We start from the raw sequence: 14,110 nt of genomic DNA, 5'->3' as shown, positions 1-14,110 counted from the left end.
GGATTAAAAAGGCACCGGAAATATTCTGGTGTCTTTTTTGTTATACTCTCTATTCAAACCTGAAAGGATAGAGATGCAAAAAATACTTTTGATCGAAGATGACATTACCTACTCTAGGATTATCAGAAATTTTTTAGAGAAAAATAACTTTCAAGTCCAATCGGCCAACAGCATTTCGCAAGCAATGCAGTTGATCCAATCCAACTGGCCCAACCTTATCATCACAGATTATAGGCTTCCGGACGGTACCGGCCTTGAGCTTTTAGAACAATCCACTAAGAATAACCCGGAAATAAATGTCATCCTGATAACCAATTACTCTGACATTAGAATAGCTGTCAAAGCGATGAAAATGGGTGCATTTGAATACATCACAAAACCGATCAGTCCAGATGAATTGCTAGTAACAGTAAATGAATCTTTAAAAGGCCCTGTTAATTCAAAATCTACCCCAACAAATTTGGAAAGCAAGGGTCCTGATTATGTCAAAGGAAAAAGCCACAATGCTACAAAGATGGAGGAATTTATAAGTCTTGTTGCTCCTACAGACCTGAGTGTACTGATATTGGGAGAAACAGGAACAGGAAAAGAATACATAGCGAAGAAAATCCATCAAAATTCAAATCGAAGGGACAAGCCATTTGTAGCGATTGATTGTGGCGCATTGTCTTCTGAACTTGCGGGCAGTGAACTTTTTGGCCATATAAAAGGATCTTTTACGGGAGCTTTGGACAACAAAACAGGGCATTTTGAACAGGCAAATGGTGGGACCATTTTTCTGGATGAGGTGGGCAATCTAGGCTATGAGATTCAAATCAAATTACTCAGGGCCATTGAAGAAAGGAAAATCAGAAAAATCGGAGCCAACAAAGAAACTGATATTGATGTCCGCATTATAGCTGCGACCAATGATGAACTTAAATCAGGAAGTCAGGATGGAAATTTCAGAGAGGACCTTTACCACAGATTGAATGAATTTACGATTGATCTTCAGCCACTGAGAAACCGAAAAGAAGATATCAAACTTTTCACAACTCATTTCATCCACCAAAGTAATTTGAAGTTGGCTCGAAATGTCAGCGATATTGATGCAGAAGTAGAAAGGATTTTTATGGAATATTCTTGGCCAGGAAATCTACGAGAGTTGAAAAATATTGTCAGAAGAGCAGTTCTTTTGTGTAAAAATAAGATCATCACCAAAGATTTATTACCGCAGGATTTGCTCGAATACAAACAGGAATCCGAAACGAACGTTTTTGACTATAAAAACAATCTGGTTATCCAAGAAAAAGAAATGATTGACAAGGTTTTGAAAGAAGTCAGGTTCAATAAATCCAAAGCTTCCCAATTGTTGGGCATGGACAGAAAGACCCTGTATAACAAAATGGAAAAATACGGTCTCAAATAATTTATTGGGCTGCTTCTAATAGCCAATCAGCTTGAATTTTGACCAAAACCTGATTGGTTTCCATGACCAACTTTTCAATTGATAGGGCTGTTTCAATGTTTTTTCCTCGTTTGAGATCTCTTTCTATTTCCATTGCCAATTGGCAGGTACGGATTTTCAGCTGTCCCAGACGGCTTGACATCCTGTGGACTATTTCCATCACTTTTTCGAAATCCGATTTTTGCAATGATGATTTTAACCCTCTCAAATCACCGTTGGTTGCATTGACAAAATCCTGAATAACTTCAATCAACATTTCCCTGTCACCCATACAAAACCTCATCAAATCCGACAGGTCATAGTCATCTTGTACCAAATCCGGATCAACCTTAACCTTGCTGATTTGCTTTGAAGGTATCGGGGAAAGACCCAACACTAACCCGACTTTGTTGATTATTTCGGTTTCATTGAAAGGCTTTAATAGCAGACCATCAAATCCATGCTCCAATAGTTTTCTTTCCTCCTCTACAAAAACATTGGCAGTAATGGCTATAACCGGAAGGTTCTTGTATTTTATGTTTGATTTGATCAGTTTGATTACTTCCAAACCACTTACTTTAGGCATTTGGATGTCAATGATTGCAACATCAAATTCTAAGGGAATAAATTGTTCCAAAAACACTTCCCCTCCCTGAATATCCGTCACATATGCTCCATGGTTTTCAAATACCAATTTGAGCAGTTGCAATCCAAGCGGGTCATCATCTACCAACAAAACATTAAATCCCCGGAGTGAAAAATCGAAAGTTTGGTCAGCTTCAACAAGACGAGGCGTGACAGAAGGACAAGGAAGCATCAATGAAATGACTGTTCCCTTATCTACTTCTGTTTCCACATGAATAGTTCCTTCAAGTTTATCTACGAGTTTTTTGACAATCGCCAGACCCAATCCTGTTCCTCCAAATTTCCTGTTTACAGCTGAATCACCTTGATTAAATTCCTTGAAAATATTCTTTCTGATTTCTTGGGTCATTCCCATGCCAGAATCAGCAATTTTGATATGGAGATTGTTTTTCTCCCAAATGACATGAACATCTATACCTCCGTTTTGGGTAAATTTGAAGGAATTCCCCAAAAGATTGTTCATGATTTGGTTGATTCTCAACTCGTCTCCAAGAAGCCACTTACTTTGTGGAATCTCTAGTTTCCAATTGAAAAAAAGGGTTTTTTCTTCCGCCTTTAAGGCAAAAGAATTTTTGATGGAAAGAAATAAACCTACAGGTTCAAAAGGTTCCTGAACGATTTTAATCTGATCGGCTTCCAGTTTCGAAAAATCTAAAATATCATTGACCACTGACTTGAGCGTATCAGATGCAAAACCTATTCTCTTGACAAACTCTTTTTGTTGGCCGATGAGATTGGATTTTCCCAAAGCTTCTTGATAGCCTTGGATGACATGAAGCGGATTTCGGATTTCATGACTCATATTGGAGAGAAAATCCTGCTTGGCTTTGGCAAGTTTATCTGAATACTTTTTGGCTTCTTCTAATTTCTCTCTGTAAAGGTTTTCTTTGTCTACCTCCTTTAGGATACTATAGGCAAACCCCAATGAGCCTATTACACCCAAAAAAACCAATGCTCCCAGAATCCATGAGACGGAATAAGTGAGTTTGTAGGCAGAATTTGTTTGGCTTTTATATCCATCCAACACTTCCGTTTGAAGGTCAGAAACAATGGATTGGATTTGTGAAAATATAGCTGTATTTTTTTCAATGAGGTTAGCCTCTAATCTTAAAAACCTGTTTTGAAGCCGTTGCTCATCTTTGAAAATTATCTCAACCGACTTTCGGATGGCCAAAAGTGTGGAATCTTGGTCATTGTACTTAATGGGCAGGGACTCGAATGAAACTTTTTCAGACTTTTTGATGTCATCGGCTATTTCAATCAATTCATTCTGAATATCAAATTCAATTTCTTCACCAAGATCATTGATTTCCGGACCAACAGAATCGGGTGCTAAGGTTTTTGGTGACAAAGAGGAGAGTAATTCTTTCGTTCTTAGCTTTCCCAAAAACTGCATATCGCTCAATTCCTGCTGCCTTTTGATCCTGATCTCAATCCCTTTCAAAGCCTCTGCACTGAAATTCCTGTTGGCAAGGTAATTCCGGACTTCTTCCAATCCTGCAAATACGACCATCAGTTCAGAAATAGTCAAGCTGAGCTCTTCATATGTCCCTATTTCTGCAGAATCTGTAGAGTTCAATTTAAGCCATTCCAGCCTTTCTTTGACCCTTTTTCTAGCGAGTTCCGCAACAGAATCTTTATCCGAAGTCCGCTCAGTTTTGGTAAAGTCCAATACATAAACATCGGCCATGAGGCCATTAAGCTGCTGGAGTTTTTCATTTGGTTGAGTCAGATCCTCTACAGTATCAAGTAAGTTACGGATGCTGAAATAGGTAACCGTGCTCACACCAAGAACCAAAATAAAAGCTAAAACAAAACCAAAGACAACCTTTTTTCTGACCAGATATTTTCCTTTCAGCCGCATCAGTCCCTTTTTGGATCAAAAAAGGCAATAACCGTTCCATATTCTTTTTAAAAAAAATCAGAGAGCGATTTACTTTAAACCGGCCTCAACTCGAGATAAGGGACCCACTCCTCGGCATGCCTCTCTGCATATTCTGCCAAAAAATACCCCAAGCTTGGTTTGAAAGGTTGGGTTCTGAGTTGCATACCTGCTTGTTCGGGAGTTTTGTCTCCTTTGTACACATTACATCGGTGGCAGGCTGTCACCAGATTGATCCAATTGGATTTTCCTCCTTTTGATCTTGGCAATACATGGTCCAAAGTAAGCTGTTTTTTAGAACCGCAATATTGGCATTCCTGACTGTCCCTTTTAAAAATGTTGGCCCTATTCAACAATACTCCCTTGTAAGGGATATTTTTGTATTCGTTCAATCTGATGACGGCGGGATATTGAAAACTTTTAGTTACAGTCCTGATAGTGAGGTCTTCATAAAAAGTCAGGCAGCTTACTTTTTCCAAATAAGTCAGGATAAATGCCTTTTGAACTGAAACAACGGCAACGGGAGAATGATCAAGATTTAAAACCAAAACACGTTTTTCCATAGTCCACTAATATAAAATCTTTGGTCGGAAAAACCTGTTGTAGAATTCAAATGTTTTAAAACTTCATTTTTGAAAGTTCTCTTTTCACATCTTTTTCTTTGATATCTTCCCTTTTGTCATGGAGTTTTTTACCCCGGGCCACTGCGATTTCAATTTTTGCCAATCCTTTGTCATTGATAAAAATCCTGATTGGAATGATAGAAAGGCCTTTTTCCGAAAATTTTGTTTCTATTTTTTCCAGTTCTCTTTTGTTCAACAAAAGCTTTCGCTCTCGGACTGCCTCGTGGTTATAACTTGCAGCCATAGAATATGGGGCTATATGCATCTGCTTGATGTACAATTCCTCTCTTTGAAAATAGCAATATGCTTCTGTAAGCGAAACTTTGCCCTCACGCACCGATTTGATTTCGGTCCCGCTTAAGACTATTCCTGCTGTATAGGTATCCAGAAACTCAAATTCATGACTTGCCTTTTTGTTCCTGATGTTGATGATTTTATCGAATTTATTCTTTTTGGTAACAGCCATGCTTGGTTATACTATTTGTAATGGTTGTAAAGATGTAGTGGTTGTAGTGGTTGTAATTGTTGTTTGCTGCACGTTGTCGAAGGGGTTAAATGGTTATTTGGTTAATTGTTGATTAAACGACCCTTGAGCGAAGTAGAAGTCGAAGGGCTTGCCTTACGCTTCAGGTATTTGAAACATGAATTTTGACAGTCCATCTCTCTTCTATTTTCTCGCCTCTTTGCTTCTCGGCTCTCGTCTCTCGGTTCTTGATACTTGACACTTAGTACTTGATACTATCCTCAAATCTTCATCCTCGCTTCCGGCACGACATCCAATCCGCAAAATTCCCCTTTAAGGTATTTGTAATGTGCCGCCATGGCAATCATAGCTGCGTTATCAGTACAGTATTCGAATTTTGGAACAAATACTTTCCAACCAAATTTGGAAGAAAGTTGTGTCAATTCCTCTCTTAATCCGGAATTCGCCGACACCCCACCGGCAATTGCGATTTCCTTGATTTTATGTTCTTTAGCTGCTTTTATCAGTTTTTGGGTAAGCATTTTGATCAGTGTATATTGGACTGAGGCACAGATATCATTCAGATTCTCGCTGATGAAATCTGGGTTTTCCTTGAGGTTGTCCCGAAGGAAATAAAGAACCGCAGTTTTGATACCTGAGAATGAAAAGCTTAACTCAGGCATATCAGAAACAGGGAATTTGAAAGCTTTTGGATTGCCTGTTTTTGCATATTTATCGATTAAAGGCCCGCCGGGGTAAGGAAGACCTAGGAGTTTGGCCGTTTTGTCAAATGCTTCACCCACAGCATCGTCTGTCGTCTCTCCTATCACTTCCATTTCCAGATAGTTCTTGACCAAGACCAATTGGGTATGCCCACCACTTACAGTCAGACAAATAAATGGAAATGAAGGTTTTGGTTCTTCAATGAAATGGGCTAAAATATGCGCTTGCATGTGGTTGACATCTATCAATGGTATCCCCAAAGCAAATGCAAGCGATTTGGCAAACGACACTCCGACCAACAACGAGCCCATCAATCCCGGCCCACGGGTAAAGGCAATAGCTGAAAGTTCCTCTTTACTAATTCCTGATGAGGCTATTGCTTCATGGACTACAGGAATAAGGTGCTGTTGGTGGGCACGAGAGGCAAGTTCAGGAACTACACCCCCATATTTTTCGTGTACCGATTGCGTGGCGATGATATTATTGAGTATTTTGCCATCAGAAATGACCGCTGCCGACGTTTCATCACAAGATGATTCAATAGCCAGAATATTTATCTTCATTTCGCTTGCCTCTTGGAAAAGAACCCCAAAGTTACGGAAAAATTACTGAAAGCCTTAAAGGTCGTCTTCAGGTTGGTTCTTTTACTTTTTCTGGCATTTTTTCTTCTGGTGATCGCATTGCAGATCCCTGCAGTCCAAACCAGAATCACAAAATCATTCACCTCTTACCTCAGTAAAAACACCGGATTCGAAACCAGTATTGCCAAAGTGCGGATCAGGTGGTGGGATGCTATCAGCCTTCAGGATGTACTCATCTATGACCATCATGACAGTTTGATGGTAGATTTAAAGGATGTTTACATAGATTTTTCAATTTCGGGACTCTTAAAAAGTGAGAACCCCGGACTGGACCAGGTCAAACTGGAAAGGGGAAATGTAAGGTTACTCTTCCACCCCGAAGAAGATTTTATCAACATTGCAGAATTTTTTTATCAAATCAACCTCCTTTTTCCAAGTGGGCCAAAGGATCCAAACCAAAAAGCTTCAAGGTTTGATATCGGTAATGTCAGCCTCAAAGAGACCTCATTGGACATCATCAATTATGGAAGTATTCCTATCGAAAGCGGTTTTGATTTTAATAAACTTCAGTTTAGAGATCTCATAGCTGATGCCGACGACTTTTATTTCCAAGGTCAGACAATAGGGATAAAAGTGAATTACTTTAGAGGTTTGGAATCCACTTCAGGACTAGTATTCCAACAGCTGAAGACTGATTTTACATACAGTCCTACCTTCATGGAATTTGATGACTTGTTTTTGAGATCCAATGATACCGAAATCAAGGACTACCTCAAATTCAGTTACACATCAACAAAAGGACTTTCGAACTTCATCCATGAGGTCAATATTTTAGCAAGGTTGGATGAGGCGGCTCTGGATATTCAGGATTTGAAGTATTTTACTGAAGGGCTAAACAATATCGAGGACAGGATATTTATCAGCGGAGAAATCGAAGGTACCGTAGACGACCTTGCCTCTGATGAGCTTCTCATCAGATTTGGGGAAAAAAGTGCACTTTTTGGAAAATTCAAAATCGATGGCTTACCCAATATCGACAGTTCATTCTTTGAGATGTCGCTGATGAACTCAGTGCTGAACAGCAACGATCTTTCTCCCTATATCGGCGAAAATGCCAGAAAGGAAATCAACAAATTCAGAGATGTCCGTTTTGACACTGACTTTTCAGGATATCTCAATTATTTTACTGCAAACGGAAATTTCAGAACCGGCATCGGGAATATCATCGGCCGCCTTAGTTATAAAACTGAAAAAGATCAACCTACCTATACTGGCAGGCTTCAGCTTGAAAACCTTGATATAGGTGTATTGGTCGAAGATCCTGAAAGATTTCAAAAAGTAACCATGACAGGACAGGTCAATGGGACAGGATTGACTTTGGAAACAGCCCTACTTCAAGTAGATGCTGATATCAAAAGCGCAGGGATCAATGGCTATAATTACGCCAATATTGTGACCGACGCCACCTATGGCAAAGATTTGTTTCGTGGAAACATTAAAGTAGATGACCCCAATCTCAAAGGAGAGCTCAGTGGAGTTTTGGATGTCCGGGAGGGAAAAGACTCCATTAGAATGACGGTTAAAATTGACACCGCATTCCTGAAAGAATTGAAATTTTTGGACAAAGATACCTTTGTCAGCGGAAAAATAGTAATTGATACCAAAGGTGTAACCTTGGATAATATTGAAGGAATCGCAAGGTTCAGTGATGTGGATCTCAGCTATGAGGGAAGAAATCTATTTGTGGACAATTTCTATTTCCAATCTTTATACACAGACGAATCAAGGCTCATCTCACTGAATTCTGATTTGCTTGTTGCAGGAATCCAAGGAAATTTCAAAGTGAGGCAACTCCTCGACGACATACAGAATTTAAGTCAGCAATATTTTTCAATTCTGACAAATTCTGATGAAAAAATTGCACTGAGAGCAGATGCGAATGAGGAACCATACAACATAGACCTCAACCTGAAATTTATTGACATCAATCCAATTATCAACCTTCTAGAGCCTAGGGCTTCGATATCAAAAAACACGATCATTGAAGGAGCATTTTATCAAACTCCTGAGAACACGATTTTTAACTTTTTCTCCAGTATCGATACCGTCTATTATGATGGAAACTTTCTATACGACACCAATTTAGATTTTAACACTTCTAAACTTATTAATAGCTCAGACGTCCTAGCGTCCTTTTATATCTTTTCCAAAAAACAAGTACTCAGCAGTGGTTTGGAATTCAACAACCTTGCGATTGAGGCCATATGGAATGAGTCAAGTATTGATTTCAGGTATGACCAGGACCAATTGGAGACAGGAAGCTATGTCAGAATCAATAATGAAATCACAATCTACCCTGACCATACGACAGTAGTATTTGAGCCTTCAGAACTGAAAATACTTGATAAAACATGGAATTTTGATCCAGAAAACAGCATTTTCATTGCCCAAAAATCTTTCCTTTTTGACAACATCAAACTCTTTAATGAGGATCAGTTCATAGCGCTCAACGGAACCATTTCTCCAAATCCCAATGAAATGCTTGGGTTGGAAATCCACAATGTCAACCTTGACTTTTTCAACACCCTGAGCACAAAAGAATTTAAAGGGCTCGCAAACGGGAATTTTGGATTCACAGATTTCTATGGTGCTATTGGTATCAACGGACAGGTGAATATTGATGAATTGAATATCAATAACTTTCTGGTAGGGAACATCGATGCCGCCACATTCATCGCTGACAAGGTTATCAATGTTGAAATCAACAATATCAGGAACGGTAAAAATGTGATTGCCATCAACGGCTTTTTGGGAAGTACCGATGACCAACTTAACCTAAATGCCAAATTGAATGAGGCGGATTTGTCTGTTTTGGAACCTTTTTTATCCAACTATATCACTAAAATGGGAGGTACTGTTTCAGGTGATTTTGACATTGGTGGATCCATTGCATTTCCTGTTGTGATGGGAAATGGCATAGTCACAGGTGGAACACTCCTTGTCAATTACCTCAAAACCCAATACACTGTCGATGGCAATCTGATCTTCAATACCAATGAAATCAGCTTCAAAGAACTTACAGTAAGAGATATCAATGGAAACCGGGCAAGGATGCGGGGCGGTATTTCACACGATTATTTTTCGGATTTTATCCTGGATATTACTTCCAACTTGGAAAATTTCCAAGTTCTCAACACAGGCTCCAAAGACAATGACCAGTTTTATGGTACTGCCTATGCGACCGGGAACCTTAATATTTTTGGCGCAGCCAATAACCTGGATATTACTGCAAGAGCGACTTCTCAGAAAAACACGAGAATTTTTATCCCTCTAGGATCCAAAAGCTATGAAGCCCAAGAGGACTTTATCAAAATCATTAATGTCCGTGATACGGCAAGGGTAATATCCTTAGAAGAAACTGTCGAAAAACTTGACATCAACAATGTGCGGATGAATTTCACCTTTGATGTGACGCCTGATGCCTACACCGAAATTCAGATCGATCCAAGGACAGGGGAAACCATTCAAGGTAGAGGAAAGGGCGTGCTGACGATGAACATTGATACCCAAGGTAATTTTTCGATGTCGGGCAACTATGAAATCACAGAAGCCAAATACAATTTTTCGCTGTATAACATCCTGAGAAAGGAATTTATCGTGCAGCCCGGTGGTAGGATTTCATGGTTTGGAGATCCCTATGAAGGCATCATGGACATCAATGCCTACTATTTGGAAAGTGTTTCACTCCAAAGCCTTCAGACCAATCAAAATGCAGCTCTGGAAGACCCTGCAATGCGGCGGAGATTCCCGCTTAAGGTCCTGATGAACCTAAAAGGTCAGATTCTTTCTCCTGAGATTACCTTCAATTTTGACTTTGCTGAATTTCCCACCGAAGGAAACATCCAAACTTACATTTCCGCATTCCAAAACAGGATAGCAAATGATGAGCAAGAAAAAAACAGGCAGGTTTTTTCAGTCATCATGATGCGGTCGCTTTCTCCGGAAGGCCAGTTCAGCGGCGTCAGCAACATCGCCACGTCTAACCTGAGTCAGCTGCTTTCATCCCAACTCAACAGCTTCATCGCTCAGGTGGATCAAAACCTAGAAGTCGACATTGACCTGGCCAACCTGGACCAAAGTGCACTTGAGACTTTCCAGCTAAGGGTGGCCTATACTTTTTTGGATGGAAGACTGAGAGTCACCAGGGACGGAGGATTTACCGATTTGCAGGGCAATGCAGACCTAAACAGTATAGCAGGAGATTGGCAAGCCGAATACCTTGTCACGCAAGATGGCAGGTATAGGGTCAGGGTATATAACAGAAATAATTTCAATACTTTCACTTCCCTTTCCCTTGCACGGAATGTGGCGACATACGGGGTCTCTGTTTCCCAAAACCTTTCTTTCAATACCTTTGGTGAGCTTTGGGATAGAATCAGAAACAAAGAAAATCAGCGCCTCAGGATCAATGACCAAGATGATTTTTTGAGATACAATGATGGCAAAGAAAATTGGACCCCAATTCCTTTGGACAGCCTGGAAAGGAAAGTAAGCCCTTTGGATTATCAGATGGATCCTCCTGTAAAAAATACGCCAAAAGGGAAGCAAGATTAAAACAATTTTGCCTGCAGGATATTGATACCTGAAATGAAACAAACAGTATGGAAAAAATCAGCCTATTTTGGTTCAGAAGGGATCTGAGACTCGAGGACAACACCGGCCTGTATTATGCCTATTCACAGGAAAAAAATGTGCTGCCGCTATTCATCTTTGACAGGGAAATTTTGGACAAACTTGATGACAAAAAAGATGCTCGGGTAGAATTTATCCATTCCCAAATCTTAAAATTGGGTGAATCCCTGAAGGAATTCGGAAGCTCTATTTTGGTCAAATACGGCAAACCGATTGAGATTTACAGAGAATTACTCGGAGAATATGACATCCAAAATGTCTATACCAACCGGGACTATGAACCATATGCCAAAGAAAGGGACCAAGCCATCAAGGATTTGTTAAAAGAAAAAGGAATCCAGTTCTTGGATTTCAAAGATCAGGTCATCTTTGAAAAGGAAGAAATCGTCAATGGAAGCGGGGAATTTTACAAAGTCTTCACTCCTTACAGCAAAGTTTGGCTGGAAAAATTCAGCAAAGCATCCATTCAGCTTCTAAACCTTGATCCCAAAAAAAACAATTTCTACCAGACTTCTCCCCTACCTGTTCCTGCATTGGAAGAAATGGGTTTTGAGAAATCAGACATCCAAATCCCTCCTCTTGAAATTGACAAACCCCTGATCCAGAAATACGATTCTCAAAGAAATTTTCCCGGAATAAAGGGAACATCCAGATTGGGAATTCATTTAAGATTTGGTACCATCAGTGTAAGGAAACTCGCTTTGGAGGCTTCAAAGCTCAATGATACCTTCCTCAATGAATTGATCTGGAGGGAATTTTATATGATGATTCTCCACCACAACCCACAGGTGACAGACCAAGCATTCAAGCCGAAATACGACCATATTCCTTGGCGGACAGATGAGGGTGATTTTGAAAAGTGGTGCGAAGGAATGACCGGATATCCGATCGTAGATGCAGGTATGAGGGAACTCAATGCTACCGGATTTATGCACAATAGGGTAAGGATGATTGTAGCGAGTTTCCTTACCAAGCATCTTTTGATTGATTGGCGATGGGGAGAAGCGTACTTTGCAAAAAAATTACTTGACTTTGAACTGTCTTCCAACAACGGGGGTTGGCAATGGGCTGCAGGGACAGGGACTGATGCCCAGCCATATTTCAGGGTATTCAATCCCGAATCCCAGACTGAGAAGTTTGACAAAGACCTCCGGTATATCAAAAAATGGGTACCCGAATTCGGAAAACCCGATTATCCAAAACCTATGGTTGACCATAAATTTGCAAGGGAAAGGGCCATAGAAACATATAAAACCGCATTGAACACATGAACATAGGAGACAAAGTCCGATTGCTTCACGGCAACGAATCAGGAGTAATTGTAAAAATATCCGCGAGTGGAAGGGTGGAAGTAGAGATAGAAGACGGATTCCGGATTCCTGCCATGAAAAATGAAATTGTCGTCATATCGAGTGCAGAAAAGCAATACTTTGGAGATCAAAAAGAAGTTGTCGCAGACCTGCCAAATTCTTTTTCCAAGGTTAAAACTTCAAAAGAGGAGGGCTTATTTATCGCGTATCTTCCCCTCAATGACAAAGACCACAGCATTTACATCAGCAACAATTCTGACCGTGATTATATCCTGATGGCTACTGAAGTCTTTGGCAGCAATGGTCAAACCATTTTTGCAGGGATGCTCAAAAAGAAAACTACCCAAAAACTGGGGGAAAAATCAATCCAGGATTTTGAGGAGTGGCCGATGCTTTTGGTACAGTTTTTTCCCATTCATTCCAAGATAGAAAAGATGGAACCCTCTTTCGAGAGAAGAGTCAAATTCAAAGCTTCTTCCTTTTTCAAAAGCCGGGGTACTGCTCCAATTTTGGACAAAAGTGGCTATGTATTCAAACTTTCTGATCAAACCAAAGAAATAGATATTCAAAAATTGAACGAACAGCTCAATACCGAAAAAACCATTCCTGTATTGAAGTTTCAAAAGCCTCCTAGAGAAATCGACCTTCACATTGAGCAGCTTACCAAAGATTTCTCGATGATGAGCAACGGTGAAATGGTTCGCCTTCAGATGGAAACCTTCGAAAAAAACCTCAATTACGCCATCGCTTCAGGAATGGATGAAATCACCTTTATCCACGGCATCGGCAACGGCGTACTCCGAAAAGAAATCCACAAGTATTTGAGTCATTTAGGAAATATTAAGTATTTTCAGGACACACAAAAAAGCCGGTTTGGATACGGCGCTACATTGGTCAGAATCTCTTAAGCCATGCAAGGAAAGGTTTCCCCTATTTTCAGGTTGTTCACACAGCAGTTTGAAGACGCAAAATCAGCTTTTTTATCATTGAGCAAAAGGTATAGGGGGAAAAAATCCATGGAATTGGAACAGAAGCTGATATTCCTTGAAATCTATGTAGACTTCCTTTCAAGAATTCATTTTAAAGAAGAAAACCTCAAATTCCAGCTCTTTTCACCCTTCAAAAAAATCTTTAAAGGACTTAAGAAAACCAAACACCTGAAGATGATTATGAAGCAGGTGGAATCAGTCAAGATGAGAGACAATGTCGTATTCAATTCCTACACCAAAGCCCTTGAATCAGAAAAAAACAAAGTGTATGCTGAGGTTTATGACCTTATCGTATCCACCCCGCTTCAGATTTGGGATGAACTTTACAATGAAGTCTACCAATACAGCAGAGGCCTCAAGCCACTCATGGTCAATACCTCCACGACCCAGATAATCAGTGAGGAGCTGGAGTTTTTTAACCTTGACAATAAAACGAAACTCGATACCAAGGCACTAAAAGACATATACGAAGGAATACGGGTAATTATAGCTTTGGAAAATCTCAGGATAGAATCAGGTTTCAATTCTATTTTTGTGAAAGAAGTACATGTTAGGATGAGTGAGCTTCAAAAGGACTTGTTGGTTTGGTATCAAAATCAGCTTTTTTTACAGCACCTGACCGGATTTTTGACTGACAAAGAAGATATTTCCAAAAAATACATTGACCTCTTGGCTTCTTTGCAGCAAAATAAAAAGATAAATACCGCCAAAGTAGAGACCAAATGCCGTGAATTATTCGAAAGAATTCTGGAGTAAAAAGGCACAAAACCCATCTT

Annotated in this window: 9 protein-coding genes; 5 read left to right on the top strand and 4 right to left on the bottom strand. The window is 39.9% G+C overall.

Annotated elements, in window-relative coordinates; genetic code table 11:
- Positions 1 to 73 precede the first annotated feature (73 nt).
- On the top strand, positions 74 to 1,408 hold the full coding sequence (locus tag NU887_RS01460) for a sigma-54-dependent transcriptional regulator (protein ID WP_258421573.1): 1,335 nt from the start codon (positions 74 to 76) through the stop codon (positions 1,406 to 1,408).
- Position 1,409: 1 nt separating this feature from the next.
- On the opposite strand, the gene NU887_RS01455 is transcribed toward NU887_RS01460, so the two are convergent.
- From NU887_RS01455 to tsaD, 4 genes are all read right to left on the bottom strand, one after another.
- On the bottom strand, positions 1,410 to 3,935 hold the full coding sequence (locus NU887_RS01455; RefSeq protein WP_258421572.1) for a hybrid sensor histidine kinase/response regulator: 2,526 nt from the start codon (positions 3,933 to 3,935) through the stop codon (positions 1,410 to 1,412).
- 74 nt (positions 3,936 to 4,009) lie between these two features.
- Positions 4,010 to 4,516: an HNH endonuclease gene (locus tag NU887_RS01450; RefSeq protein WP_258421571.1), complete on the bottom strand. Its 507-nt coding sequence runs from the start codon at positions 4,514 to 4,516 to the stop codon at positions 4,010 to 4,012.
- A 55-nt stretch (positions 4,517 to 4,571) separates the two neighbouring features.
- Positions 4,572 to 5,042, bottom strand: a complete 471-nt coding sequence (smpB, locus tag NU887_RS01445) for an SsrA-binding protein (protein ID WP_258421570.1) — start codon at positions 5,040 to 5,042, stop codon at positions 4,572 to 4,574.
- Between the two features lie 278 nt (positions 5,043 to 5,320).
- Positions 5,321 to 6,325 carry a tRNA (adenosine(37)-N6)-threonylcarbamoyltransferase complex transferase subunit TsaD gene (gene tsaD / locus NU887_RS01440; RefSeq protein ID WP_258421569.1) on the bottom strand — a complete coding sequence of 335 codons (1,005 nt, stop codon included), beginning with the start codon at positions 6,323 to 6,325 and terminating at the stop codon, positions 5,321 to 5,323.
- 12 nt (positions 6,326 to 6,337) lie between these two features.
- On the opposite strand from tsaD, the gene NU887_RS01435 reads away from it, so the two are divergent.
- The 4 genes from NU887_RS01435 to NU887_RS01420 are packed head-to-tail and all read left to right on the top strand — an operon-like array spanning position 6,338 to position 14,090.
- A complete protein-coding gene (locus NU887_RS01435; RefSeq protein ID WP_258421568.1) occupies positions 6,338 to 10,957 on the top strand; it encodes a translocation/assembly module TamB domain-containing protein in 4,620 nt (1,539 codons plus the stop codon).
- Between the two features lie 47 nt (positions 10,958 to 11,004).
- Positions 11,005 to 12,306, top strand: coding sequence for a cryptochrome/photolyase family protein (locus tag NU887_RS01430; RefSeq protein WP_258421567.1), 1,302 nt, complete (start codon positions 11,005 to 11,007; stop codon positions 12,304 to 12,306).
- The gene (locus tag NU887_RS01425) at positions 12,303 to 13,253 is read left to right on the top strand and encodes a Smr/MutS family protein (RefSeq protein ID WP_258421566.1); all 951 of its coding nucleotides are present in this window, start codon (positions 12,303 to 12,305) and stop codon (positions 13,251 to 13,253) included. The genes NU887_RS01430 and NU887_RS01425 overlap by 4 nt, the downstream gene beginning before the upstream one ends.
- 3 nt (positions 13,254 to 13,256) lie before the next feature.
- Positions 13,257 to 14,090 (top strand): hypothetical protein, encoded by an 834-nt coding sequence (locus tag NU887_RS01420; RefSeq protein WP_258421565.1) that lies wholly within the window; start codon positions 13,257 to 13,259, stop codon positions 14,088 to 14,090.
- Positions 14,091 to 14,110 lie beyond the last annotated feature (20 nt).

This window comes from Aquiflexum gelatinilyticum (assembly GCF_024741135.1).
Classification (GTDB): domain Bacteria; phylum Bacteroidota; class Bacteroidia; order Cytophagales; family Cyclobacteriaceae; genus Cognataquiflexum; species Cognataquiflexum gelatinilyticum.
The sequence above is the reverse complement of the archived record's forward strand: the minus strand, read 5'-3'. Positions and strand labels throughout refer to the sequence as shown.

Coding starts and splice junctions, on each gene's coding strand:
- tsaD (WP_258421569.1), bottom strand. CDS start 6,325: ATGAAGATAAATATTCTGGCTATTGAATCATCTTGTGATGAAACGTCG.
- NU887_RS01425 (WP_258421566.1), top strand. CDS start 12,303: ATGAACATAGGAGACAAAGTCCGATTGCTTCACGGCAACGAATCAGGA.
- NU887_RS01450 (WP_258421571.1), bottom strand. CDS start 4,516: ATGGAAAAACGTGTTTTGGTTTTAAATCTTGATCATTCTCCCGTTGCC.
- NU887_RS01430 (WP_258421567.1), top strand. CDS start 11,005: ATGGAAAAAATCAGCCTATTTTGGTTCAGAAGGGATCTGAGACTCGAG.
- NU887_RS01420 (WP_258421565.1), top strand. CDS start 13,257: ATGCAAGGAAAGGTTTCCCCTATTTTCAGGTTGTTCACACAGCAGTTT.
- smpB (WP_258421570.1), bottom strand. CDS start 5,042: ATGGCTGTTACCAAAAAGAATAAATTCGATAAAATCATCAACATCAGG.
- NU887_RS01460 (WP_258421573.1), top strand. CDS start 74: ATGCAAAAAATACTTTTGATCGAAGATGACATTACCTACTCTAGGATT.
- NU887_RS01455 (WP_258421572.1), bottom strand. CDS start 3,935: ATGCGGCTGAAAGGAAAATATCTGGTCAGAAAAAAGGTTGTCTTTGGT.